The following is a 25,416-nucleotide window of genomic DNA, read 5'->3' as shown; positions in this document are numbered from 1 at the left end:
TAACCATGATGTTTAGTACCGGATCGCGCGCGGGGATTTGCCACACTGGGGAGTCATGCGGGAGCGCGAGGCGGCGGCCGAGGCCGTGCGCGGACTGGTGGCGGAGGCCGGGTCGGGACGCGGCGGCGCGGTGTTCGTCCAGGGGGACGCCGGGATGGGGAAGACTTCGCTGCTGCGCGAGGCCGCCCGCCTGGCGGGCCCCGGCTTCAGGGTCGGGCGGGCGCAGGGGGCCCCGATCGAGTCGGGCGTGCCCTTCGACGTGGTGGCGCAGGCGCTGACCGGACTGGGGGCCGAGGACCTGCTGTCGGGCGCGGCGGTCGACGCGGTGGCCGACCGGTGTTACCGGGTGTGGCGGGGCCTGCGGTCCTGGCCCGGCGGCCCGGTGCTGCTCGTCATCGACGATCTGCACTGGGCGGACGCGGACTCCCTGACGTTGCTGTCGTTCCTGTGCCGCAGGCTGGGCGCCTCCCGGGTGGCGATGGTGGCGGCGCTGCGGGCATGGCCGCCGGCGGCGGAGGTCGCGCGCGACCTGCAAGACGGCGGGTTCGCGCGGACGGTCGAGCTCGGCCCGCTGGGCGAGCGGTCCTCCGCCGACCTGCTCGCGCGCCGGGCGGGGCGCGAGCTCCCCGCCGAGACGGTCCGGACGGCGCGGGCCATGTGCGCGGGCAACCCGCTGCTGCTGGACCACGCCGGGGCGCTGCTCGCGGGCGGCACCGACCTGAGCCGGCTGAAGACGCGGCCGCCCGATCTGGCCCGCAGGGAACTGCTGGTCCGGCGGTTCGTCGGGGCGACGCCCGAGGCGATGCGGTGCGCGCGTGCGGGAAGCGTCCTGGGCCTGCGTTTCGACCCCGGAATCGCGGTGGAGCTGGCCAGCCTCGATCCCGAGGCGGGAGCCGACGCCGTCGCGGGGCTTCAGCGCAGCCGCCGGCGCCACGGAGACCGCCGCGCGCTACCTGACGTGCGCCCGCCGCCTGGCCGGGGACCGCGCCGACCCGGGGCTGGAGCTCGTCGCCGGGCAGGCCCTCATGGCGGTCGGCCGGGCCGCCGAGGCGGTCGAGATGTTCGGCTCCGTCTCCCGGCAGGGCAGCGCGGACGTGCGGACCGCCGCGCAGGCGGCCTGGATGGCGGGGCGCGGCAGCTACCTCATCGGAGATCACCGGCGGGCCGAGGACGAGCTGGCGCGGGCCGCCGACCTGGCCGCGGCGCGGGCCCCCGCCGAGCACCGGACCGCGATCCTGGCAGCCCGGCGCCTGACCAACGCCGAGATCGCCGGTCGCCTCTCGATCACCGTCAAGACCGTCGAGACGCATCTGAGCCGGATCTACAGCAAGCTGGGCGTGTCCCGGCGCGACCTCATCCTCCGCCCGCCCTCCGCCCTCGAAGCCTGACGGCGAAGGGTCACGGGGTCACGGCGGGGCCGGGGTCACGGGGTCACGGCGGGGCCGGCGTCGACGCCGGCCGGTCGCCATCTCCGGGCGTGAACGGCGCAGAACTCACGGAAGCTCGTCGGCGCGTCGCCGGTGACGTCGGTGACCGTCGACGTGGTCCGGTCCTCCGCTCCGCCCGCGATGGCGTGGTCCATCCCGGCCAGGAGGGCGGCGAAGTCGTCGGGGATGCCGGTGTCGGCGAGCCGTTGCCGAAGGACGTCCACCGTGACACCGCGGTGCCGGACCGGGCGCCCGCTCAGCTCGGTGATGGTCGCCGCGACCTCCGCGTAGCTCAGGGCCTGCGGGCCGGTCAGCAGGTGGTCGGTGTTGTGCGGGACCGGGTCGGTGAGGGCGCGTACCGCCACGGCGGCGATGTCGGCGGCGTCGATGAAGCCGACCCGGCCGTCTCCGGTCGCGGTCACGATCTCGCCTCGTTCGCGGATGCCGTGCGCGTGCATGTGGTCGTTGGCGAGGTTCTGCATGAACCAGGAGGGGCGCAGCACCGCCCACTCGGGGAACATCTCACCGATGGCGGTGTGCACCAGTCCCAGGCCGGTCCCGCCCGCGGGGACGGCCGACGCGCTGAGCAGAACGACCCGCCGCACGCCGGCGTCCAGTGCCAGGTCCAGGAACGGCCGCATCTGCCGTGCCGGCTCGGTGTCTCCGAGCGGCGGTATCAGGTAGATGCCGCGCACGCCGTCGAGGACCGCACGGTAGGTGTCCTGGTCGTCCCAGTCGAAGCGCACGTGCCGCCGCGCGGCCTCCGGCCGCTCAGGCCGGTGCCGGCTCGCGGTCCGCACGCGATGGCCCCGCTCGACGAGCCGGTCGGCGACGCGCCGGCCGGTGTTGCCGGTCGCACCGGTCACGAGGATGGTGTCGGCCCCGGTCATCGGGTCGCCCCCGTCGTGGTGCCGCCCAGCTGGTTGTCGCCCAGCGTCTCGATCACGACCATCGGATTCCAGTAGTCCCGGTAGTGGGTGATCTTGTCGTCGGCGACGGTCACCACGGCGATGTAGGAGATCTCGTACGGCTTGCCGGTGGCCACGACCTTTCCGGTGGCGGTGAACTCCGCGACGACGACCGCCGGGTCGGCCGTCTCGTGCACGGTGAGGGCACTGATCTCGGCGATGTCGAGCTTGTCGGGATAGTCGATGAGATAGGCGGTGATGGCGGTGATCCCGTCGAGGCGGCGCGGCGCCCCGGGGGGCGCGAACGGGAACTCGGCCACCGCGTCCCGGTGCCACAACGCGAGATAGGCGCGCATGTCCTTGGCGAGCAGCAGATCCAGGCTGCGCCGCAGGACGGCGACTGTCGTGCCGGTCATGTCTCTCCTGAGATCGAAGGGGCGCTCCGCGATACAATACGGACTGCCGGTCCGCTAAATATACGGACCGGCGGTCCGAATAGCAAAACCGGAGGGCAGGACATGACGGCGACAGGGCGCAAGGAGCGGGCGGACGCCGTCCGCAACCGGGAGACCGTGCTGGCCGCCGCGGCCCGCCTGCTCGACGCCGCGGACGATCCCGACCAGGTGTCCATGAGTGACATCGCGACAGCCGCCGGCGTCGGCAAGGGGACCCTGTTCCGGGGGTTCGGCGACCGGACCGGCCTTCTCCAGGCCCTCGCCGAGCAACGCGGCGAGCGACTGCGCGCCGAACTCGCCGCGAACAGGCCGTCGGGCGGCCCGGCGGAACGGGCGACGGCGACGCTCGACGCGATCCTGCGGTTCAAGCTCGCGAACCGCTCGCTGATGCTCGCCCTGGAGAACGCCGGCAGCGGGAGCCCGTATCGGAACTCGACGTACGACCGGTGGCACGGGCAGCTGGCGGAGATCGTCGCCGAGATCCACGGACCGGACAACGCCGGCTACCTCGCCCACGCCTTGCTCGCCGCCGTGCGCAGTGATCTCATCGAGCATCTCAGCGATCAGCCGCCGGCACGAACCCGTGACGGCCTCGCCTATCTCGTACGCGCCGTTCTCGCCGGCGATCAACGGCGGCAGAACGCCCCCTGAGCCCGGCGCGCGGGCGAGCACGCGCACATGTCGCGTTAAGCCGGGAACACGTCGAACTCCGGCAGGGCATCCGCTCCCCCGCACCGGGTTCCATGGCGGATGGGCGAACGCACCGCCGGGGAGCGGGTGCGTCACGCGCGAGCCACGACGCCTCCCCCGCGCGCGGGCCCGCTCGCCAAAACCTTCCCCGCCCCGACTCCGCGAGCGAGATAAAAGGGCTCTTACATGGGCGGAGCGCGGTGAGCGCCGATTTGCCGGTGTTAGCCGTGGGGCCACAGAACATCGGTGCCGCGTTACGGTACCAGCAAAAGGCCTTTGCCCATTTTGTAGTATTTATGTACGCTTGGCTCGAAACTGCATACAACCACGGAGAGGTGGCTCGCCGGATTGAGTGGCGTCGAGATCCTGGATCAGTCATTTGGTGCTGCTTCGGGCTTTCGCCTCCCTTCACCACGGCAGGCTGTCGGTCACTTGATCGATTACCCTCGCCCAATTTCGGCCCAGCCGATTATGAGCGAACCCGACAAACCTTTCCATCCCTAGCCGTGAACGGGTTGATACATGGCCGAGGATTACGCACTTCTCTCCCTCATCTCCGACTGCACTGAGACACCCCTCTCAGTTCTGGCGGAGCAGAATGAGCTTGCCGAGACATCGGGTCTCTCATTCAACTCCGCCATCTGACCGGCCACATCACAACATGCCTGGCGCCGCTCTTCCATTCAGGCAATTCGTTCTCAAGGTAGCCAGCAGATGTGATCTGGCGTGCGATCACTGCTATGTCTACGAGCATGCCGACCTCGGCTGGCGAAGCCAGCCCCTCGTCATGTCCGAGGAGACAGCGGCACGGATCGGGTCGAGGATCGCCGAATACGCGGCGGAGCATCGGCTGCGGCGCGTGCACGTCGTGCTGCACGGGGGCGAACCGCTCCTCGCCGGCCTCGCACGACTCGAACGCGTCGCGGCGGGACTGCGCGCCTCGCTGGCGGGCGGAGCCGAACTGGACCTGCGGATCCACACGAACGGCGTACTTCTCGACGAACGGTTGTGCCGGATGTTCGCCGCGCACGACGTCAAGGTGGGAATATCGCTCGACGGCGGGCGCGCCGCCAACGATCTGCATCGCCGCTATGCCGACGGCCGGAGCAGTTACGACAGGGTGATCAATGCGATCACTTTGCTGCGCCGGTATCCCGGCCTGTATGCCGGGCTGCTGTGCACCATTGACATTCGAAACGATCCGATCGCCGTCTACGAGGCGCTCATTGACCTGGAACCTCCAAGGATCGATTTTCTTCTGCCGCACGCGACGTGGGATCATCCACCGATTCGGCCGTCAAACGGTGTCACCGACTACGCCGACTGGTTGACGGTCATCTATGACCGGTGGACCGCGGACGGCCGGCCGGTGGCCATCAGGATGTTCGACTCGATCTCCCTGATGGCACGCGGGAAGAGGAGCCAGACGGAATCATTGGGGCTCGGCCCGAACGATCTGGTGGTCATCGAAACCGACGGCTCCTATGAGCAGGCGGACTCGCTGAAAATCACCTATGACGGCGCGGCCGCCACAAGGATGAATGTGCGAAGGCACTCCCTTGACGAAGTGGCCCGCCATCCCGGTTTCCAGATGAGACAGCGGGGACTGGAGGCACTCGCGGAGAAGTGCCGGCAATGTCCCATAGTGAGGACCTGTGGCGGCGGGCTGCCGGCACATCGCTACCACCGCGACAACGGCTTCGACAATCCATCGGTCTACTGCTCCGACCTGCGCAGGCTGATCCCGCATGTGCGGCAGGACACGCGGCCGGGGCATCGACTCCCCCAGCGGACGCTCGACAGCTTCGCCTCGGCGACGGCCGGCCCTCTTGAGGTCGCCTCGCTCGATCGCCCACGACGTAGCGTCATCCGCGCCCTGGTGTCCGAGGTACGGAAGCTGGCCGGCGACACACCGGCGTGGCGATTGCTCGTCCGTCTGGACCGGGAACATCGCCCCCACGTCGACCAGGTCCTCGACTATCCCTACGTCCAGGCCTGGGCCAGGCGGTGCGTGGCGGACGGAGCCCGGGGCGGGGAACACGCCAGGCCGGAATACCTCGCGTCCGTCGCGGCCGCGGCGGCGCTGCGCGCGGGTGAGCCGATCGAGATCGCCATTCCCCTCTGGGACGGGATGGCGCACCTTCCCGGCATCGGCCGGATCCGGATGACCGACGGTCCCGGCGACGGCCACTTCGTCGTCCGCTCGGACGGGCACCCGCCGCTGACCGACGGTCCAGGCGACGGCCGTTTCGCCGTTCGCTCGGACGGGCACCCGCCGCTGACCGGCGATGCCGGCGACGGCCACTTCGTCGTCCGCTCGGACGGACACCCGCCGTATCGAGCCGAGGGCGGCCTCTGGGAACCCGTCCGTACCCTCCACGCCGGAGGCCTCTCCGCGGTGCTCGACGACGTCGATCCTTTCCGCGACGTGTACGGCGCGCGGGTCCACGACCGGCTGACCCATCGAGACTTCTCCGCGTGGCAGCACGTCCTCGCCCTGGCCTGGGACCGGGTCGGCCGCCGCCCCCTCCTCGCCACCGTCGCCGAGATGGGGGTCAAGGTGATAACCCCGCTGGCCGACCCGGGAATCCGGTCAAACCACACTCGGGCGTATCGCGCCATCGGGATGTCCCGGCCGTACGATCCGGACGACACCGCTGACGGGATCATCCGAGAACTCTTCCGATCACAGATCGGCCTGCTCCTTCACGTCTTCGATCTGACCGGCGGCGGGGAGTCGGCGAACAGGCTCCTTTCCGAGGCGTACGCGAAGCTGGGATCCGCGATCTTCGGCGGGCTGGTGAAAACCGATCTCGACAAGGTGACGGGCATCCTCGAATTGCTCCAGCATGAACCCATGTCCGTCACCGGCCGAAATTTTGTGGCCCGGATGCGAGCCAACCTCGGATTCACCAAGAGCCTCTGACCGCTCATTTCCCGAGAGTCCCGATAAAGTACTCACTTATTTCTCATAACCTACCGACCATAATTCGGACACCATGAAAATTGCACCGTTCGAACCACGTCACCCTTTCCTCGAAACGCCCCGCGCTTACACAGACGAATGCGGGGAAAGCTGATGTAGCCTTCAGGTTCCTGGCAGAGTTTCAGGAGCGAATTGTGGAGTCGGAGATATCGCGGCACCCGACGCGGGCTTCGCTCGCGGCCGATCTCAGGTCCTTGGGAGTAACCCCGGGAGACACCATCCTGCTGCACACCTCCCTGAGCCGGCTCGGCCGGGTCGAGGGCGGGGCCGCGGCCGTCATCGCGGCACTGCGGGATGCGGTGGGCCCCGGCGGCACTCTCGTGACCCCCGCGTTCACCGAGAAGAACTCGGTCTCCTCGCGTGCCTACCGGGAGGCCGTGCTCGGCATGACGCCGGAGGAGGAGCTCCGCCACCGGGCCCGCATGCCGGCGTTCGACCGCGACCGCACACCGTCCCACCGGATGGGGCGGGTGTCGGAGCAGTTGCGTCTCACCCCCGGCGCGATCCGCAGCGATCATCCGCAGAGTTCCTTCGTGGCGATCGGCCACCAGGCGGCCGACCTGACGATAGATCATGAATTGACCTGCCATCTCGGCCCTTCATCCCCACTTGGCAGGATTTATGATGCTAAAGGGTACATTCTCCTTATTGGTGTTGGATATACGGTATGCACCGGGTTTCATCTGGCCGAATACTTTCTGCCCGACACGCCCAAAACCACCTACAGGTGCGTCATAAACTCTCCAGACAAAGAACGAAAGTGGTGTCAATATGAAGACATCATTCTTGATGACACAGATTTCGCTGACATAGGCGGCGCCTTGGACAAGATTGGCACTGTCAAGCACGGCTACGTCGGGTCGGCCCCCAGTCGGCTGACATCCATGGTGCCCGCCGTGGACTTCGCCAGAGACTGGATGATCGAAAACAGGGTCACACGGAGACCCGGTCAGTGACATGGTGACGACGCGACGAGGCACACGCCATCCCGCGACGCGGATCATGGCATCCGACCCGTACTTCTTTCTCACGTACGCTCACGCCCCCCGGGTGGAGGGGCAGTCAAAGGATCCTGACCACCTGTTCGAAAAGATCCACACGGATCTGTCGGTTCACATCATGCAGATGACCAGCCATCCCCACGACGCCGAGGTCGGCTACATGGACCGGCGGATCAGGGCCGGAGATGACTGGTGGAAGGACATCACCTCGCGCCTCGTGCGCTGCCGCGTGCTCCTGGCACTTTACTCCGATCGATATTTCGCGAGCGAGTCGTGCGGCCGGGAATGGCATGCGTTCACCGCGAGGGAGGAGATCCACGAGAAGGTGACGGGAAATACCGTCCACGCCGTCGTCCCCATTCTGTGGACTCCCGTCGATCCCGCGGAGATGCCGCCGATAGTCCAGCCGAGACAATTCATAAGAAGCGGCCTGCCGGAGCGCTACAACGAGGAAGGGCTCTACGGGCTCGCGGCGAACGGGACTTATCGCGACGACTACGACGTGTCCACGTACGAGATCGCCAAGACCATCGTCCGGATCGCCAAGAGTACTCAGCTCAGGCCGTGCGAAACGAGTCAGCTGCCCGACCTTGAGAACGTGTTCGAAAGACGGTAGGGAAACATATGAAATTTCGTCGGGAGCCTCAGCTCATCGAGATACGGGCCGCTGGAGGGCTGGTCATGAATGAATGACATGGATTCACGGCCCTATTTTTTCGTCAGCCACTCGAGCGTTCCGATCTCTCAGGACGAAACGCAGGCGAACTCCCTGTTACATCGCATCTACCATGACCTCCTGAGCCGGGTGATTCAATTCATGGTGGAGACGGCGAGCCCTCCCGTTGGATTCATAGAATGGCGTGACCGCTCCACGATGCCACCGCCCAGCGAGGTCGTTCAGGCGGTCATGTCCTGCCGGGTGCTGGTCCCGCTGTATTCCAAGCGCTATTTCGAGGACCGGCGGTGTGCCGCCGAGTGGTCCCTTTTCCAGCGGCGGGTCGAGGAGGTGGACGCGCGTCACTCCGTGACCGCGCCGATCGTGCCCGCCATATGGACTCCGGTCGACGTCGCGGAGATACCGGAGGAGGCCAGCGCCATTCCCTTCGACCCGATAGAGTTCGGGAGCGCGTACGCGGAACACGGACTTTACGGCCTGGCCTCCATCGAGCGTTTCCGTCCGGAATATCTGAACACGCTGGACATCCTCGCGAAGCGCATCGTCGACATCGGAAGCCGGGTGGAGCTGCCTCGCGGCAGGAATACCTTCACGGATGACGTCTCCGCCACGTTCTCAGGACCCGCCGGCCGTTTCCCCCTGCGCATCATCATCTCGGCGTGGACGTCCGAGAATCTTCCGGAAGGCCGTGACCACCGGCCATACGGGACGTCCCCTCTGCAATGGAACCCCTATCACCCGAACTCCACCAAGTCCATCGGTGAATCCGCCGCGCACCTCGTTCGGAACCTGGGGTACGATGCGCGACTCGTGAGTCTCGACGACACGACTTTCAATGGTCTTCTCGCCGAAAACGTTCCGGAGGGGCCGGGTCTCCTCATCCTCGACCCCACGATGCTCTCCGACCCGGATACGGCCGCGCGAGTGCGTGCGTTCGACGAATTGAGACGCCCTTGGATTCGCGTTATGATCCCGATGGGAGTTCGCGGGACATCGGCTTCCGATAACCTTGAACACCTCCAGGGACACATCGAGAGCATGCTCTCCCGGAGGTCCAGGGAAGACCGTCTCAGCGTGAAGGAAGCCCTTAGCGGCATCCCCACAGTCGAGGCATTCGAGGCTATTCTGCCTCGTTTGGTGGAAATTGCGAGCAGACAGTATCTGAGAGCGCGTACAACAGCGCTTCCGGAGCCGGGCCGGGCCTCTTCTCGCGTTCGGTTGCCACGTCCGGCACTGTTCGACAACGGTCGCGGCGGGGAGGAAAACAATGAGCGCCCATGAAGGTCAGATCATCACATTTTACTCATATAAGGGCGGAACCGGGCGGACCATGTCGCTGGCGAACACCGCCTGGATCCTTGCGAGCAACGGCAAGAAGGTCCTGATGGTCGACTGGGATCTCGACGCCCCCGGACTTCACCGGTTCTTCCAGCCCTTCCTCGATCCGAACATTGTCACCGATGCTCCGGGCGTCATCGAAATCCTCACCACCTACGCGCACGAGGCGGTGCGGCACGAGGGCTCCTTCGACGAGCTCATCAGATCTCAGCTGGAGGTCCTGGATCACGCCGTCACCGTCGAATGGGGCCATTTTCCCAGCCCCGGACGGCTGGACTTCATATCCGCGGGACGACAGCGCCGAGAATACTCGGCGCAGGTCTCCACCTATCTCTGGGACGAATTCTACGAACACTGGAACGGCGGCCAGTTCCTGGACGCCCTCCGGATGGAGATGAAACGTAGATACGACTACATCCTGATCGACAGCCGGACAGGGCTGAGCGATGTCTCCGAGATATGCACGGTCCACCTTCCCGACACCCTCGTCGTCTGCTTCACCCTGAGCAATCAGAGCATAGAGGGCGCCTCGGCGATCGCCCGCGAGATCGACAGTAGATATCACCTTCAAAAGGGAATACGCATCCTCCCCGTCCCGATGCGCATCGAGGAAGGGGAGAAGGAGAAGGCCGACATCGGCCGCGACCTGGCCAAGAGCAGGTTCGACCGCTTCCCGCGTGGCATGACGCTGGACGGTGTACGCGAGTACTGGGGCTCCGTGGAGATTCCCTATCGTCCCTTCTACGCCTTCGAGGAGATCCTGGCGCCTTTCGGTGACGCGCCGGGCCAGCACCTGTCGATGCTGACGGCCTTCGAGCGCCTCACCGAGGTCATCTCGGAGCACGAGGTGAAGTCCCTGCCGCCGATGGACGAGGAGCTGCGCCTTCGCTACCGTGCGCTGTTCGTACGCCGGCCGATCGTCCAGGCGACGAATGTGTGCGTCACCTATGCCCCCGAAGATCGCTTGTGGGCGGAGTGGACGAAGGCCGTCCTGCAGGCCGTCGGGCTGCGGGTCCAGCTGGTCAGCGCCGGACAGGACAACGCGGAGGAGCACTTCAACCGCGTTCTCCCGGAGGTGGACCACGCCATCGCCATCGTGTCGGCCGCGTTCCTGCGGGCCCCGGGGTCGCGGCAGGTGCTGGGCACGGCCATGGACCTGGATCCGACCGGGGTCAGGCGCTTCCTGTCCCCCGTCCGGGTCGGGGAGGCCAAACTGGTCGGATCGTTCGCGGAGCGGTCGATGGTCGACCTGCTGCGGCTGGACGAGGACCAGGCCAAGTCGACTCTGCTGCGGGCCTTCAACCGCGACACCCCCGCTCGCCTCCAGGAGGCCAAGGGGCTGCCGCGTTTCCCCGGCAAGGCTCCGGTGGTGTGGAACGTACCGACGAGGAATGCCGCGTTCACCGGCCGGGGCAACCTTCTGGAGCAACTTCGCGACCAGCTCGTCAGCGGAGGATCGACGGTCGTTCTCCCCCAGGCGCTCTACGGTCTGGGAGGCGTCGGCAAGACCCAGGTCGCTCTCGAGTACGCGCACCGCTTCCGGGCGGACTACGACCTCGTCTGGTGGGTTTCGGCGGAGCAGCCGGATCTGGTGGGTTCCACTCTCAGCGAGCTCGTCGGCTACATGGAGATCGAATCACCGGAGATCACGCTTGAGCCGGCGCAGCGAGTCCGGGACGCCCTGCGCAAGGGAGACCCGTTCAAGCGCTGGTTGCTGATCTTCGACAACGCGGACGCTCCGGAGCAGATCGAGCGGTTCCTTCCCGGAGGTGACGGACATGTGATCATCACCTCACGCAACCCCGCCTGGTCGGAGACCGCGGCACCTCTCGAAGTCGACGTGTTCCACCGGCTCGAAAGCGTCGAGCACCTGACCCGGCGCGTGCGAAGCATCAGCCGGGAGGAGGCGGAACTCGTCGCCGACGCGCTGGGCGACCTTCCGATCGCCGTCGAGCAGGCGGGCGCGTGGCTCAGCGAGACCGGAACGACCGTCGAGGACTACATCACCCAGCTCGCGGAGAAGAGCTCGGTGATGCTCTCCCTGAACACTCCTCGCAACTACCCGCAGCCCGTGGCCGCCACCTGGAACGTCTCCTTCAGCAGCCTCAGGGAGCGCTCGCCGGCCTCTGCCCGGCTGCTGGAGCTTCTCAGCTTCTTCGCCCCCGAGCCCGTCTCCCTGACGCTCCTTCGCGGCGACGCGATGCGGCGGTGCCTGCTGCCGTTCGACGAGACGTTGCACGAGCGTCTGGTGATGGGCAAGGTGATCCAGGAGCTCGGGCGTTTCGCGCTGGCCAAGGTGGACCAGAGCGGCAACTCCATCGAGGTGCACCGGCTCGTGCAGGCGGTCGTCCGCGACCAGATGGATCCCGAGCAACAGGAGATGACGATCCATGAGGTGCACAACGTCCTGGTAGGGGCTCGCCCCAGCGAGGGAGACACGGACACCCCCGCGAACTGGCCACGCTATGACCAAATATGGCCTCACCTTGGCCCTTCGCTCGCAGGTGAGTGCAAAGAGGCGGAAACACGGCATCTGCTCATCGACCGGGTTCGCTTCCTGTGGCAGCGCGGCGAATACCAGGCCAGCCTGGAGCTGGGCCAGGCGTTGAAGGCCAGCTGGGACCGGCAGCTGGGCTCCAACGATCGGCAGACATTGCAGCTCCAGTCCCAGCTCGCCAACGTGCTCCGCTCGCAGGGCTCCTACCAGCAGGCCAGGGATCTGGACCAGGAGGTTCTCGCCAGGCAGAGCGAACGCCTCGGTGACCATCACCCCAACACGCTGATGACGGCCGCCGGCCTGGCCGCCGACCTGCGGGCGCTGGGAGACCTCGGAGCGTCCCTGGACATGGAAAGGGCCACCTACAGCCGTTGGAAGGACTCCTACGGCGAGGAGTATCCCCGCACCCTGGACGCCGCCAACAATCTCGCGGTCGCCCTGCGACACGTCGGCGAGTTCCACGAGGCCCTGGAGATAGACAGGGACACCCTGCGCCGACGTGAGGGGGTTCTGGGGGCCGATCATCCCAAGACCCTGTCCTCCAAGACATCCCTCGCACGCGACCTGCGTGAGCTGGGCGACTTCCAGCAGTCCCTGGTGCTGCTGCGCGAGAGCATGGAGCAGTATCTGGCCGTGCTGGGGCCCGATCACCCCGGCACTCTCCGCGCCGCGAAAAGCCTGGCGGCGGCGTTGCGCGTCGCCGGTCAGCATTCCGAGGCGCTGACGGTCATCCAGGACGTGGACACGCGGCTGGAGAGGCGATCGGTCAAGCTGTCGCCGGATTCGCTGGCGTGCACGCTCGAATTGGCCTGCACGTTGGCCACCTGCGAACAACCGCAGGAGGCGATGCTTCTCTGCAAGGAGGTGATGGGCTCCTTCGCGGAGACCTTGGGCGAGGAGCACCCCTCGACCCTGGCGGCCGCGAACAACCTGGCCATCTACCAAGCGGCGTGCGGTGACGTGACAGGCGCGGTCGCACTGGCCGACCGGACCCTGCGAACACTGCGTTCCCGCCTGCTCGACCGCCATCCGTTCACGCTGATGTGCTCGGTGAATCTCGGCATGTTCCTGATAAGGGCGCAGATGCCCGAGCGAGCAACGGAGATCTTGGAACGGACGCTCGAAAGCCTGCGGGAGACCCTTGGTCCGAAGCACCCGGACACGCTGATCTGCGCCAGTAATCTGGCCTACGCCCTGAAGGACGCCGGACACGACACCCGCGCCCGGGAGCTGCGCGACCAACTACTTGAGCCGGGTAGGTCCGTATTCGGTGAGGGTCATCCCGATTACTTCGTCGTGCGCGACGGCCTGCTCGCCAGCAGGCCTCTTGAACCTCACCCGTGGTGAAGGTCCCCATACGCCGGGCCCCTGATCCTCACAGATCAGCCAGGGCAGGAAGTTCGGGAGCGCGTCCAGCGCGTCGAAATGGGCGGCTCCCGACTTCAGGGTCATCGAAGCGGTGGGAATGTGGTCGGCGAGCCATAATGAATGGCTGAGCGGGGAGAAGATATCGTCCGTGCCGTGCCACAAAAGGGTGGGAATCTCGATGTCACGCACGTCGAACCCCCAGGGGTTACAGAAAGCGAGGGCATCGTCGATCCAGCCCGCCGCCAACTGCTGCATGGCCTCCGCGTAGTTCTCCTCCAGCATTCTCCGTATTCCCACGTCACGGATAACCCTGCGGTCGGCCTTCGGTAGCTCCGAGTAGAGCGACGCGATCAAATGAACCGGGTTATTCCTGATCTTTTCCGCCGCGACCGTCAACCGGGACGAAAGGGGGTCACGACCGGACCTCGCGGTTTTGTATTCAAGTACGTTCGACTCCGACATACCCGCGAACCAGTCAAGACCCTCCGCCTCGAAGGGCGCGAGGCTGACGAACGCCGCCACACGCGTGACGTTGTCGGGCAGCAGCGCGGCGCAGGCGAGTGCGTGCGGGCCGCCCCCCGATCTGCCCACGACGGCGAACCTCTTCAGGTCCAGCTCTTCCGCGATGCTCGCGACGTCCGCGGCGCACGAGGCGACGGTCCTGCCGGGATTGGCCTCGGACTCACCGTAGCCAGGGCGATCGTAAGTGATCAGCCGGATTCCCAGACGGTAGAGAAGGCCGCTTCGCGGGAGCGGCCCGATTCGGCTCCCCGGTGTGCCGTGAAAAAAGAAGACCGGTGTTCCGTCCGGGACACCCCGCTGCTCGTACGTGAGTTTGCGGCCGTCGCCCGTCGTTAAAACCTCGGCCAACGGTTGCCTCCTCTGACGGACTTCGAGCTTCCTGCACTCGCCAGGAAGGACGAGCCGGGAGACGGAATCCCCCGAAGGAAGGGTACGGGGTCGAGCACATGCCCACTGACATGTTGGCCATCACGTTACCGCTGAAGCATCAAATCAAAACATATCTCCTGTTTCGGCTACGTTTCAACCAGCATGGCTTTGATCCCCGCCGATTGGGCGAGAAGTCCAGTCCGTTATCACGGATAAACTGGCTTATACCTACTGATGGCAGCCTTCTTGGTGGCTCATAGGACTTGGTCCAGCAGTGCCCGCATCGATCTGGGTCGCATCCAATCGTCGTCCGGCCCTCGGCGTCCGGCCCTCGACGTCCGAGCACACGGCCGGCGGGCGCCCGCTCTGGCCCTCCCGGTCTCTCCCGGACTTCCCCAGGCTCGGTCCAAGCCGGTCGGGCTCGGACCGGCTCAGCCTGGTCCCGCCTGGTTAGGCCCGGTTCGGCCTGGTCTCGCATAGTCCGGCCTGGTCAACGCCCCGCCACCGAGGGCAAGGCCCCACATGCCGGATCCGCGCTGTCACCACCCCCTGCCCTGGCCGGAGCGTGCCGGCGTCGCCACCCGAGATCATCCGGCCCGCGTGGCGCCCGGCTTTCCCGCTCCGGAGAGGCTACGACTGGATTAGGGTGGCGGTGCCCATCTCGCACGACCAACCGGCGATGTGGGATGACCTCCCCCCTCACGCTTCGCACGCCGAGGTCGAGGAGAGATCACATGCCCCGCAGCCACATCGCCGTCACTGGATGCCTCCTGGCGATCACCGCGCTCGCCCTGACGCCCCTTCCGTCCGCCGCCGCGCGCTGGGCGGCGGGCACCGCCCGCGCCCCGGTATCTCTCCCCGCCGTCGCCCCGTCCCCGCCGTCGGGCATTGTCCCGGCACCTCTTCCCGCCGTCACCCCACCCCGGCCGGTGGGCATCATGCCCGCCCCGGTGGCTCTTCCCGCGGGCACCACGCCCACCCCGGTGGCCCGCCCCGCCGCCCCCGCACCGGGGACTCCGAACGCCCCCGTCGTGCTGAACCCGCCGCCGGGCCTCATCGAGGCGCTCCAGCGCGACCTCGGTCTCACCAGGGCGCAGGTCGAGGCGCGGCTCCTCAACGAGGCCCGGCTGACAGTGGTCGAGGCGCGGCTGCGCCAGGAGCTCGGCAGCCGTTTCGGCGGCTCCTGGTTCACGGGAATCCTCGCGCAGACCCTCATGATCGCCACCACCAGCGCCGCCGACATTCCAAGGATCACCGCCGCGGGCGCCAGGGCCCAGGTCGTCCGCGTGTCACTGGAGACGCTCAGGGCGATCAAGCGGAGGCTCGACGGCGCCCTGCCCGCCAGCCCGATCGGGGGGAGCGTGCGCTACGTCGACGTACGGAACAACAGGGTCGTCATCCTGTCCAGGTACGCCTCGGCGACCGAGGCCGCCATCGTGTCCATCGGGATGGACACGAGCCTGGTGGTCGTGCTGCCCTCCCTGGAGGACCCGCGCCCCGCGAACTCCCACCCCCACACCCTGAGGTGACGCCCACCACGCCGGCCCTGTTCCCGCCCAGGTCCCCGCCGGTCCGGTGGCGGGGCGGGTCAGCCCGCGAAGAGGAGAAGCAGGCCCACCACCGTGTAAGCCACCATCAGCACGAGGAGGGGAATCTGCCCGATGACGGCGGTCCTGCGCGGGAACAGGGCCAGCGCGCGGTCGTGGGCGAGCACGGTGCCGAGGACGTGACCGACGACGATGACCGTCACCTGGAGCATGGCGATCCCGGCGGGGGAGGTGCCGACCGCCTGGACGGTCCACCCCGCGGTGCCCAGCCAGTTGGCGCCGGTGTCCAGCGGGTCGGAGAGCAGGGCGAGGGTCCGCTGCCCTTCGAGGAGGAGGAGCGTGTAGTAGTGGGCGACCACGTACCCGACGGCGATCGGGACGACCGCGTGGGCGAGCTCACCCGCCGTCGTACCCGGCTCCGCGGCACCCCAGCGGCCGGCCAGCGCGGTCGCGCCGCGGTACGCCGCGAGCACCAGGCCGATGACGGTGAGCAGGCCCACCGTCCCCATGACCGGCGCCGGCACCGAACTCTCCTGCACGAGGCGCACCCAGATCGGGGCGTTGGAGAGGCTGTCGTACATGGTGGAGCCGAGGAGCACCACCACCAGCACCGTCAGCCCCGGCACCGGCCGGAGCCCGGCCATGCCGTCGAGCGAGTTGCGCCAGGTCACGACACCGTCGGGGCGTCTCACCACCGGGGCGAGCCGGCCGACGAGGGTGCTGTAGACCTCGAACGCGTCCGCGTGGTCGAACCAGCGCGACCCGAAGAGCACCGCTCCCCCGAGCATGAACACGACGTACACGGCGAGCCAGGCCCCGATGACGGGCAGGGTGGCCCGTTCCGGGGCGACCAGTTCCAGCCAGACGAAGGCGAGGAGGCCGCCCGCCGCGGGCCAGTAGCCGATCCCCGGTGGCAGCGGTCGCACCCCGGTGCCGGGGTCGCGTCCGAGTCCCCGGCAGGCCAGCAGGTGCAGCGTCCGCAGCGGGTTGAGGACCGGCCACACCGGCCCGAACAGCAGCGAGAGCGGCACCAGGCCGACCCAGAACAGGACGTAGAACACCCCTGCCGTGGGATTCTCGACCCGGTCCGGGCCGAAGATCAGGCCGACGCAGAAGTACGCCGCGGCGACGAGCCCGGCGACACGCCAGAACCACGGCCATGCCCGCGCGGAGACCATCCTTTGGACCAGGGAGACCAGCGGGCGGGGGTGACGGACGTCGGTGCCCAGCCGGGGCTCGGTCCACAGGGCGCCCAGCGCCACGAACGACACCAGCAGGGCGAGAATCGCGCCGATCAGCGCGGCCGAGAACGGGATCGGCAGGTCCTGGCGACCGCCGATGCCGTGAGCCAGAAACATCACGCGGGCCTAGCGCACCACGAGCTGGCAGAGCTGCAGCTTCGACTCGTGGGTCTCGACCTCGAACAGACCGTCCTGGTCCGCGACGAACTCGATCGTCGCGGGGACTCCCGGCTTCAGGTCCGCCGCCTTGTCGTAGCCGTGGACGTGCGCCTCGTCGACCGCGTCACCGGTCACCGTGATCCGTACCGTCTGGCCCTTGGCCACGTCGATCCGTCCGGGCGGGGGCGTCACCTGCCGACCGGCGATGGTCACCGTGATCTCCTTGACCGTCGAGGCGCCGGGGGCCGCGGTGGGCGAGCCGCAGGCCACTGCCATCAGCAGGGTCACGCCGAGCATGAGCGCGGCGAGCAGCGGGCGGCGGCGGGCAAGGGGGGACGTCATGACTGTTCTCCTGGGGGGTAGGGGGTGTCAGGCCGACGCGAGAGGCGGCGAGCCGGCGGGGGCGGGGACTGGGACGGCGAATCGGTACGGGGACAAAAGCGGGGGCGGGGACAGGAGCGGGAGGGCACGGCGTCGGCGGAGCCGGGGTGCGGGCGGCGGGTCAGCGCCGTTTGACGGCCTTGGCAGCCTTGGCGGTCTTGGCGCTCTTGGCCGCTTTGGCGCTCCGTGTCCCGCGCGACGCGGCCGCGGGCCGCCCCGGAGGCGTTCTCGCGGGCGGCGGGCGCCGCCCCACCTTCGCACCACGGGGCGACGGCCGCCGCGCCGCCCTGACCACCATGAACCCCACTCCGACGACGAGGACGGCGGGCAGCAGCCACACCGACAGGTCGAAGCCCGAGGCGGCCTGGGGCGCGTTCGAAGCCGCGGCCTGAGGGGTGGCCTGGGGGGTGACGGGTGCGGCCGCTCCGGCCGACGGTACGGCGGTGCTGGGTTCCACCTTGGCGGACAGCGCGGGGTCGGGCTCGTTCGTGGGGGCCTTCCAGCCCTTGGGCGCCTTCGACATCCGGCCCTTGTAGGTGAACCGGACCTCTCCGCTGACCTTCTCGCCGTCCGAGGCGACCGACACGTAGCGGGCGACGTACAGGCCCTGCTCCGGCCAGTAGGCGACCGGGACGGTCGCCGGGAAACCGGTGTGGTAGAGGCTCGGCTGCCACTTGCCGTCCACGAGGTTGTACTCCGTGACCGGCTCGTCGAGGCGTTTGGGCTGCCCGTGCGACCAGGGCTGATCCAGGCGGGCGCCGCTGGGGGTGGTGACGGCGAAGTACGCGTTCGGGGCGGGCTTCTCGGTGAAGTAGAGCGCGAGCGACTCCATCGGCTCGGTCACCGTGCTGTCCTTGGCCGGCGTCGACATCGCGAGCTGGCCGTGCGCGGACGCGGGCGTCGCGAGAGCGGTCAGCGCGACGCAGGTGACAACGGCCAGCACGAGCAGCTGGCCCAACCAGCGCGTCATCGCCACCTCTGCTCTCCACCGGATGGCCCACTGGCCATGGGAACCGCGGGCGATTTCGACCACTCAAGGTCAATTCCCGTCGAGAGTAGCCGCTTTTGTCCCATATGAACAGAACTTTGGCTCGTATCCAACCGAAGAGCGTCGGGGATTGTGAGCCATGCCGTCCCGCACCCGCTCCACGGCACGCGGCGGGCTCCTCCACACCCGGCGGCCGGGCCTTGAGAGCGCTCTCAGGATTTTTGCGTTCGGGTGTTGACCAAACTTAACCTTCGCGTAACAGTGAGATCAATCGGTCTTTACGCTGCAGCGACGTACGGCCGTCCATCTCGTTCGCCCTGTGAGAGGTCCCGAATGAGCCACCCCCCACGAAGAAAGCGCTCTCTTGGATGGATCTCGGTCATCGCCGCCGCGCTGGTGCCGACACTGATCGCGATCACCGCCCACGCCTCCGTACCGCCGACACCCTCCGGGTGGTCCCTGGTCTGGAGCGACGACTTCACCGGCGGCGCCGGGTCACTCCCCTCCTCCGCCAACTGGATCGTCGACACCGGCCACGCCTACCCGGGCGGCCCCGCCAACTGGGGCACCGGTGAGGTCCAGCGCTACACCAACAGCCCCGCCAACCTGAGTCTCGACGGCGGCGGGAACCTGCGCATCACCCCGATAAAGAGCGGGAACGAGTGGACGTCGGGCCGCATCGAGACCCACCGCTCGGACTTCAAGCCCGCCGCCGGGCGCGTCCTGCGCATCGAGAGCCGCCTCCAGATGCCCAACGTCACCGGCAGCGCGGCCCTGGGCTACTGGCCCGCCTTCTGGGCGCTGGGAGCACCGTACCGCGGCAACTACTGGAACTGGCCCGGCATCGGCGAGTTCGACATCATGGAGAACGTCAACGGCATCAACTCCGTCTGGGGCGTGCTCCACTGCGGCGTGAACCCCGGCGGGCCCTGCAACGAGACCACCGGCCTCGGCGCCAGCAGGGCGTGCCCCGGCTCCTCCTGCCAGTCGGCGTTCCACACCTACCGCTTCGAGTGGGACCGCGCCGTCACGCCGAACCAGTTGCGCTGGTACGTCGACGGGCAGCAGTTCCACAGCGTCAGCCAGTCGCAGTTCGACGCCGGGACCTGGAACGCCATGACCGGCCACCAGGGCTACTTCCTGCTGCTCAACGTGGCCATGGGCGGGGCGTTCCCCAACGCGCTGGCCGGGCCGACCCCGACCGCCGCCACGGTCTCGGGACGCCCGATGCTCGTCGACTACGTGGCCGTCTGGCAGAGCGGCTCCGGCTCCAACCCCAGCCCGACGATCACGCCTTCCCCGGGCGGGGTGGACGCCCGCTCGACCATCCAGGCCGAGCGCTACCAGGCACAGTCGGGCACGTCGCTGGAGACCACCACGGACAGCGGTGGCGGGCAGAACGTCGCGCAGATCGGCAACGGTGACTGGCTTCGCTTCGACGGTGTGAACTTCGGCGGCACGGCGGCCACCCAGTTCAACGCCCGCGTCGCGTCCGGGGCGGGCGGAGGGGTCAGCGGGCTGGTCCAGGTGCGCCTCGGCAGCCCGACGGCCACTCCGATCGGCGACTTCGCCCTCGGCAACACGGGAGGCTGGCAGAGCTGGCGCACGGTCCCGGCCAACATCGGCGCGGTGACCGGGACCCACACGGTCTACGTCACCTTCAGCAGCGGGCAGCCCGCCGACTTCGTCAACCTCAACTGGTTCTCCTTCGGCAACTGAACCCCGGCGGTCGGTCCCGTCGCGGCCTGCGCGTCCCCCAGGACGCGCAGGCCGCGACGCTCGAGGCCGTGCCCACCGTGCCCACCGTGCTCACCGCGCCCGGCCCGCCACCGGAGACCTCAGTCGTCGACCCAGCCGTGGGATCGGGCGAACGCCAGGAAACGATGCCTGACCTGCCCGATCTGCGCGCCCGTCAGCGTGGGCGCGTGCTCGATGAGCAGCTCGGTCACCGCGCCGCTGAAGGACTTCGCCGACAACACGTCGCACACACCGTCGTCGTCGCCGAGCTGCTGCGAGGCCACGGAGACGGCCGAGGGGGCCGCCGTCGCCACCGCCGCGACCGGCCGCCGGGCCGGCGGCGGGTCCAGGAGGCTGACGGTCGAGACCTTCAGGCCGCGCTCGCCCTCCATGACCTCGTACTCCACCCGCAGACCGGGCTGGACGACATGCCGGCTCTCACCGAAGTCGTTGGCGTGGAAGAACACATCCTCGCCCCCGCCGACAGCGGCGATGAAACCGTACCCGCGTACCTCATCGAAACGAAGGATCGTGCCAACTGCCACCACAACACCACCTACGCAGAGAATCGCACCGCTTCGCATTCACTTTCCGGAACTGTCCGGCCAGTGAATCCGGCCTGCCCGTCACGCCGGACGACCCGATGCTAGACCGGATGGCGCGCCGTGTCCGCATCGATTCCGTGACACCCCGCACGGCACCCCGGCACCCCGCCCGTTCGGCGGGAGTGCCAGGCTTCGGGTCCGTAGTCGTGCCGACAGAGAAGAGGCAGCCGATGTCCCCGTCACCGACGTCACCGACCTACGACGACGTCCTGAGCGCCGCCGACCGCATCGCGCCGCAGGCCCACCGCACCCCCGTGCTGCGCTCACGCCGGATCAACGAGAGTGTCGGCGCCGACGTGGTCTTCAAGTGCGAGAACTTCCAGCGGATGGGCGCCTTCAAGTTCCGTGGCGCGTTCAACGCGCTGTCGCGGTTCACCCCCGAGCAGCGAAGCTCCGGCGTGATCACCTATTCCTCGGGCAACCACGCCCAGGCGGTCGCCCTGGCCGCCCGGCTGCTCGGCATCCCGGCCACGATCATCATGCCGCACGACGCCCCGGCCTCGAAGGTGGCCGCCACCGAGGGGTACGGCGGGAAGATCATCCGCTACGACCGCTACACCGGGCACCGGGAGGAGATCGGCCGCGCGCTGGCCGCCGACCGCGGCCTCACGCTGATCCCGCCGTACGACCACCCCGACGTGATCGCCGGTCAGGGCACCGCCGCCAAGGAGCTGTTCGACGAGGTCGGCGACCTCGACGCGCTCTTCGTACCCCTGGGCGGGGGCGGGCTGCTCTCCGGCACGGCGCTGTCGGCCCGCGCGCTGTCGCCCGGCTGCGCGCTGTACGGCGTCGAGCCGGAGGCGGGCGACGACGGGCGGCGGTCGCTGCGCCAGGGCTCCATCGTCCAGATCGACACGCCCAAGACCATCGCCGACGGCGCGCAGACCCAGCGGCTCGGCACCCACACGTTCGAGATCATCCGCCGCGAGGTCGACGACATCTTCACCGCCACCGACGCCGAGCTCGTCGACGCCATGAAGCTCTTCGGATCCGCCATGAAGATCGTCGTCGAGCCCACCGGGTGCCTCGGCCTGGCCGCCGTCCGCGACCTCGCCGCCCAGCTGGGCGGGAAGCGGGTCGGTGTGATCGTCAGCGGCGGCAACGTCGACCTGGAGCGCTACGCGTCACTGCTGGCCTCCTGACCGCCGCGCCTGAGGGCCGGTCCGGAGAGCCGGTTCCAGGGGCGGTTCGCGCGGGGCCGTGAGACGAACCCGGCCCTCGCCGTGAGGGCGTCCGCCGATCCGCCGATGTCCCCGTCGCCGGGATCCCGGCCGTACGGCGTGGTCAGCGGGCGGAGCGGTAGGCGGGGATCGTGACCATCGGGGGGCGTTCGGCGACGGCGACGTCCCGGATGCTCACCTGGTGGCCGTTCGCGCCCCGGCGGAACTGGGCCAGGCGGGGAGAGGGCCGGTGCAGGGAGACCATCATGTTCTGGCGCTCCAGGCGCGACCAGGAGGTCTGCAGGATCTGGGCGGCCATCCCGCCGAGCGCCTCCGTCGACTGGTGGGAGTGCACCCGGCGGCCCAGGTCGACCTGGGCCAGGGCGTCGAGGCCGGCGAGATCGAGCAGGTCGATCAGCAGGGCGATCTCCACACCGTAACCGGTGACGAACGGGACGCTCTCCAGCACGGACCTGCGCCCGGCGTACTCCCCCGCGAGAGGTTGCACGAACCCGGCCAGCCGTGGCCAGTGCAGGTTGAGCAGGGGGCGCGCGACCAGCTCGGTGACCCGCCCGCCGCCGCTCTGCACGTTCTGCAGGGGGCGGTCGTAGCAGCCCTTGACGTAGACCACCGCCGGGTCTGCGAGCAGCGGGCCGAGCAGCCCCGTCACGAAGGACGTGCGGAACTCACGCAGGTCGGCGTCGACGAAGACCAGCAGGTCACCGGAGGTCGCGGCGAGGGACTTCCAGAGCGCCTCGCCCTTGCCGTCCAGCGGTTTGAGATCGGGCAGGACCTCGTCCTGGGCGATCACCGTCGCCCCCGCCCGCGCGGCGCGTACGGCGGTCTCGTCGACGGAGCGGGAGTCGATGACCACGAGCTCGTCGACGAGCGGCACGGCCTCCATGAGATCGCGGCGGATCGCGGCGACGATCTCCCCGACCGTCTCCTCCTCGTCGCGGGCGGGCAGCACGACGCTGATCGTCGTCTCACCCTTGGCTCTCAGCAGCTCCGGCAGCGCCCAGTCACCCGAGGATGAGGTGCGCCCGCGTAGCCAGGCCTCGACCTCAGGCAGCACGACCCACCTTCTCCATCACCTCGGTAGTTAGGGGTATCACCCTATGTGGCGCCGATTGCCCACAACTACCGGCTCCCGTCCCCGCCACGCAGGTGGGAAGATCAGTCCAGTCCGGAACGAGGGGGGACGGCATGAACCCGGTAGCCGTGATGCGGGCGGCGCGCGGCGTCCGCGACGAGCTCGACAGCTTGATGGGCGGCGCCTCCGGCGAGCTTCGCGAGCGGCTGGATCCGCTGCTCGCCGAGGCGGGCAGCCGGCCCCCCGGGCAGCTGGCCGACGCGGTCATCATGCTCGTCGCCGAGTACGGACCCGCCTGGGAACGGCTCACCGCGCTGCTGAGCCTGGACCGGGGCGTCACCGCCGAGCAGGTGATTCCCCTGCTCTCCCGGGGGCCGGGCGCCGAGTCCGGCTCGCACGGGGGCGGCGGGAGCAGCCTCGGCCCTCCGCCGGGCGGTGCGGGCCCCACCCCGCCCTCCTGGGGGGCCACGCCGGCCTCGAACGGTACGGACCCCTCCGGCTGGGATCCGGCCGACGCTCCGGCGACCGCTTCCTACACTCCCGCCTGGATGCTTCCCGACGCGGGCGGGCAGGAGCGTCCGGCGCCGGGTTCCCGGCAGGCGCCACGGCACGGGGACGAGGCCGCCTACGACGACGGGTACGGCGACATGCCGTCCACCGGCGCCATGAGCGCCGACTGGATGCGCCCCGACCAGGCGGCGGACCCCGCGTCCCCCCACTCCTCCGCACCCCCGTCGTTCCAGTCCCCGTTCCCCCAGGCTCCGCCGCCCCAGGCGCTCTCCCCCGAGACGCCCCAGACCTCTCACGAACCGTCACCACGGGTCCCGCCGTCACCGGCCCCCGCCTCGGCGCCGCCGACGCTGACCGAGCCGCCCGCCGCGGCGCCGGCTCCCACCGAGGGCCGGGGCCCCTCGGTTCTCGGCCGTCTGACCGGGGCCTTCCGCAGACGGCGCAAGGAGGTGCCCGTCGCGGCGCCGGGGCCCGAGTGGGAGGGGATCCCGCTGATCGAGGCTCCCGCCGAGGCGGTCGCGGGCTGGGGTGCCGAGGTGGCGATCGGCGTCGCCCCCGGCCAGGGGCAGGACGGCACCGCGATACCGCGCGAGCCGATCGACTTGGACATCCAGCTGGTCGCCGAGGGCTTCGACGCGCCCGGCGGATGGCGGGTGCTGCTGCGCGCCGACCAGGCGTCGCCGTACCCCCGCGCCGTGGTCAACCTGGTCGCCCTCGCCCAGGAGGAGCCCGAGGCCGCCCGGCAGATCCAGGCGACCTACGCGGTGCGGGGTCAGGTGATCGGGTTCGGCCTGCGGGCGATCACGGTCCACGGCTCGCCCGGCAGTCTCGGCGGGCACGAGGCGCTGGAGCCGGTCTCCGGCACCCGGATCCGCCCGTCCCTGACAGGTGAGCCCCCGGACGTGACGGCGATCATCGTCCACGGCGACAGGCCGGGACGGCTGTGGTGGACCTACCGGTCGCCGCACTTCGTCACCCCCGACCGGGCCGAGCGCTGCGACCTCGGCGCGCGGGCCTCGGAGTTCGGCCGGCACCTGACCGGGCAGGGCCGTCTCTCCGAGGAGCTGGGCCGGGAGGTCGGCTCGCGCGTGCCACGGGGGTTCTGGGAGCTGCTGAACGCGGTGGCCGGCCGGGTGGCGCCGCGCCGCCCGAGCGTGCTGATCCTCTCCCAGGAGCCGCACGTGCCCTGGGAGCTGGCCGTGCTGGAGCAGCCCTACGACCCCTCGCTCCCCGGTTACCTGAACTGCCAGGCGGTGACCGGCGGCTGGCCCCTCGGCGGGCGGCGTCCCGAGCTGCCCCCTCCCGTGAACGCGCGGGCCGACCGCCTCGCGGTGGTGTACGGCGAGGCGCAGGCGCATCCGCTGGTGACGGAGTACGGCGCCACGCAGGTCTCCCCCGCGCTCGGCGACGTCCTGGGCGTGCTCGGCCAGGGCCCCGACATCGTCCACTTCACGGACGGCGGGTCCGCGTCCGAGGCGCTGGGCTACGAGCTGCCCGGTGCCCCGTTCGTCTTCCTGGAGGAGCCGGGGGACGCCCAGGCGTTCCTGCTCGCGGGCGCGAGCGGGGTCGTCGCCCCTCTCTGGCCCACCGGCGGCGGCCTGGCCCGGGAGTTCTACCGGCGCTGCTTCGCCGGTGAGCCCCCGGCCGAGGTGCTGCGGTCCATGCGCGGGCAGGCCTCCGACGGCGCGGGCGCCTACCGGTTCCACGGCCACCCGTCCCTGACTCTGCGCCGGACCGCCCCGCCCGCGGGGTGAGTGG

At 69.1% G+C, this 25,416-nt stretch carries 20 protein-coding genes and 1 pseudogene; 12 read left to right on the top strand and 9 right to left on the bottom strand.

The genetic code is table 11. The annotated features are described in order from the left end of the window. Positions 1-55 precede the first annotated feature (55 nt). Positions 56-421, top strand: a pseudogene (locus ACSDR0_RS30865) (ATP-binding protein); the annotation flags it as partial. On the opposite strand, the gene ACSDR0_RS30860 reads toward ACSDR0_RS30865, so the two are convergent. Continuing rightward, positions 340-714 (bottom strand): hypothetical protein, encoded by a 375-nt coding sequence (locus tag ACSDR0_RS30860; protein WP_435292420.1) that lies wholly within the window; start codon positions 712-714, stop codon positions 340-342. The pseudogene ACSDR0_RS30865 and the gene ACSDR0_RS30860 overlap by 82 nt on opposite strands. Positions 715-815: 101 nt before the next feature. Between ACSDR0_RS30860 and ACSDR0_RS30855 the strand changes: the two genes are divergently transcribed. Next, positions 816-1,388 (top strand): response regulator transcription factor, encoded by a 573-nt coding sequence (locus tag ACSDR0_RS30855; protein WP_435292419.1) that lies wholly within the window; start codon positions 816-818, stop codon positions 1,386-1,388. 35 nt (positions 1,389-1,423) lie between these two features. Here the strand turns inward: ACSDR0_RS30855 and ACSDR0_RS30850 are convergent, their stop codons facing one another. Beyond that, on the bottom strand, positions 1,424-2,317 hold the full coding sequence (locus ACSDR0_RS30850; protein WP_435292418.1) for an NmrA family NAD(P)-binding protein: 894 nt from the start codon (positions 2,315-2,317) through the stop codon (positions 1,424-1,426). Continuing rightward, positions 2,314-2,751, bottom strand: coding sequence for a nuclear transport factor 2 family protein (locus tag ACSDR0_RS30845; RefSeq protein ID WP_435292417.1), 438 nt, complete (start codon positions 2,749-2,751; stop codon positions 2,314-2,316). Before ACSDR0_RS30845 ends, ACSDR0_RS30850 begins: the two co-directional genes overlap by 4 nt. Positions 2,752-2,853: 102 nt before the next feature. On the opposite strand from ACSDR0_RS30845, the gene ACSDR0_RS30840 reads away from it, so the two are divergent. The 6 genes from ACSDR0_RS30840 to fxsT all read left to right on the top strand — a co-directional run bounded on the left by ACSDR0_RS30840 (position 2,854) and on the right by fxsT (position 13,325). Beyond that, positions 2,854-3,441, top strand: coding sequence for a TetR/AcrR family transcriptional regulator (locus ACSDR0_RS30840; RefSeq protein ID WP_435292416.1), 588 nt, complete (start codon positions 2,854-2,856; stop codon positions 3,439-3,441). A 637-nt stretch (positions 3,442-4,078) separates the two neighbouring features. Beyond that, complete coding sequence (locus ACSDR0_RS30835) at positions 4,079-6,406, top strand: FxsB family cyclophane-forming radical SAM/SPASM peptide maturase (RefSeq protein WP_435292415.1); 2,328 nt, start codon at positions 4,079-4,081, stop codon at positions 6,404-6,406. 194 nt (positions 6,407-6,600) lie between these two features. Then, entirely contained in the window at positions 6,601-7,422 is an 822-nt protein-coding gene (locus ACSDR0_RS30830) for an aminoglycoside N(3)-acetyltransferase (protein ID WP_435292414.1), read from the top strand. A 1-nt stretch (position 7,423) separates the two neighbouring features. Next, a complete protein-coding gene (locus tag ACSDR0_RS30825) occupies positions 7,424-8,083 on the top strand; it encodes a TIR-like protein FxsC (protein ID WP_435292413.1) in 660 nt (219 codons plus the stop codon). A gap of 69 nt (positions 8,084-8,152) precedes the next feature. Next, complete coding sequence (locus tag ACSDR0_RS30820) at positions 8,153-9,424, top strand: TIR-like protein FxsC (RefSeq protein WP_435292412.1); 1,272 nt, start codon at positions 8,153-8,155, stop codon at positions 9,422-9,424. After that, complete coding sequence (gene fxsT, locus ACSDR0_RS30815; protein ID WP_435292411.1) at positions 9,411-13,325, top strand: FxSxx-COOH system tetratricopeptide repeat protein; 3,915 nt, start codon at positions 9,411-9,413, stop codon at positions 13,323-13,325. Before ACSDR0_RS30820 ends, fxsT begins: the two co-directional genes overlap by 14 nt. Here the strand turns inward: fxsT and ACSDR0_RS30810 are convergent. After that, the gene (locus ACSDR0_RS30810) at positions 13,221-14,216 is read right to left on the bottom strand and encodes an alpha/beta fold hydrolase (protein ID WP_435292410.1); all 996 of its coding nucleotides are present in this window, start codon (positions 14,214-14,216) and stop codon (positions 13,221-13,223) included. The two genes, fxsT and ACSDR0_RS30810, sit on opposite strands and share 105 nt — an antisense overlap. Before the next feature lie 755 nt (positions 14,217-14,971). Between ACSDR0_RS30810 and ACSDR0_RS30805 the strand changes: the two genes are divergently transcribed. After that, complete coding sequence (locus ACSDR0_RS30805; protein ID WP_435292409.1) at positions 14,972-15,766, top strand: alpha-lytic protease prodomain-containing protein; 795 nt, start codon at positions 14,972-14,974, stop codon at positions 15,764-15,766. 59 nt (positions 15,767-15,825) lie between these two features. Here the strand turns inward: ACSDR0_RS30805 and ACSDR0_RS30800 are convergent, their stop codons facing one another. The 3 genes from ACSDR0_RS30800 to ACSDR0_RS30790 form a co-directional block, all read right to left on the bottom strand. After that, positions 15,826-17,142, bottom strand: coding sequence for a hypothetical protein (locus ACSDR0_RS30800; RefSeq protein ID WP_435292408.1), 1,317 nt, complete (start codon positions 17,140-17,142; stop codon positions 15,826-15,828). A 9-nt stretch (positions 17,143-17,151) separates the two neighbouring features. Further along, positions 17,152-17,526, bottom strand: coding sequence for a hypothetical protein (locus tag ACSDR0_RS30795; RefSeq protein WP_435292407.1), 375 nt, complete (start codon positions 17,524-17,526; stop codon positions 17,152-17,154). A 160-nt stretch (positions 17,527-17,686) separates the two neighbouring features. Next, on the bottom strand, positions 17,687-18,535 hold the full coding sequence (locus ACSDR0_RS30790; RefSeq protein WP_435292406.1) for a copper resistance CopC family protein: 849 nt from the start codon (positions 18,533-18,535) through the stop codon (positions 17,687-17,689). Positions 18,536-18,886: 351 nt separating this feature from the next. On the opposite strand from ACSDR0_RS30790, the gene ACSDR0_RS30785 reads away from it, so the two are divergent. Continuing rightward, positions 18,887-20,272, top strand: coding sequence for a glycoside hydrolase family 16 protein (locus tag ACSDR0_RS30785; RefSeq protein WP_435292405.1), 1,386 nt, complete (start codon positions 18,887-18,889; stop codon positions 20,270-20,272). A gap of 119 nt (positions 20,273-20,391) precedes the next feature. Here the strand turns inward: ACSDR0_RS30785 and ACSDR0_RS30780 are convergent, their stop codons facing one another. Beyond that, on the bottom strand, positions 20,392-20,835 hold the full coding sequence (locus tag ACSDR0_RS30780) for a cold-shock protein (RefSeq protein ID WP_435292404.1): 444 nt from the start codon (positions 20,833-20,835) through the stop codon (positions 20,392-20,394). Between the two features lie 230 nt (positions 20,836-21,065). On the opposite strand from ACSDR0_RS30780, the gene ACSDR0_RS30775 reads away from it, so the two are divergent. Continuing rightward, positions 21,066-22,037 carry a threo-3-hydroxy-L-aspartate ammonia-lyase gene (locus ACSDR0_RS30775; protein WP_435292403.1) on the top strand — a complete coding sequence of 324 codons (972 nt, stop codon included), beginning with the start codon at positions 21,066-21,068 and terminating at the stop codon, positions 22,035-22,037. A gap of 142 nt (positions 22,038-22,179) precedes the next feature. Here the strand turns inward: ACSDR0_RS30775 and ACSDR0_RS30770 are convergent, their stop codons facing one another. Beyond that, positions 22,180-23,130 (bottom strand): glucosyl-3-phosphoglycerate synthase, encoded by a 951-nt coding sequence (locus ACSDR0_RS30770; protein ID WP_435292402.1) that lies wholly within the window; start codon positions 23,128-23,130, stop codon positions 22,180-22,182. 131 nt (positions 23,131-23,261) lie between these two features. Here ACSDR0_RS30770 and ACSDR0_RS30765 point away from each other — a divergent pair, with 131 nt between their 5' ends. After that, positions 23,262-25,412: a hypothetical protein gene (locus tag ACSDR0_RS30765; RefSeq protein ID WP_435292401.1), complete on the top strand. Its 2,151-nt coding sequence runs from the start codon at positions 23,262-23,264 to the stop codon at positions 25,410-25,412. Positions 25,413-25,416: the final 4 nt, after the last annotated feature.

Source organism: Streptosporangium sp. G11, from assembly GCF_051192615.1.
Lineage (GTDB): Bacteria > Actinomycetota > Actinomycetes > Streptosporangiales > Streptosporangiaceae > Streptosporangium.
The sequence above is the reverse complement of the archived record's forward strand: the minus strand, read 5'-3'. Positions and strand labels throughout refer to the sequence as shown.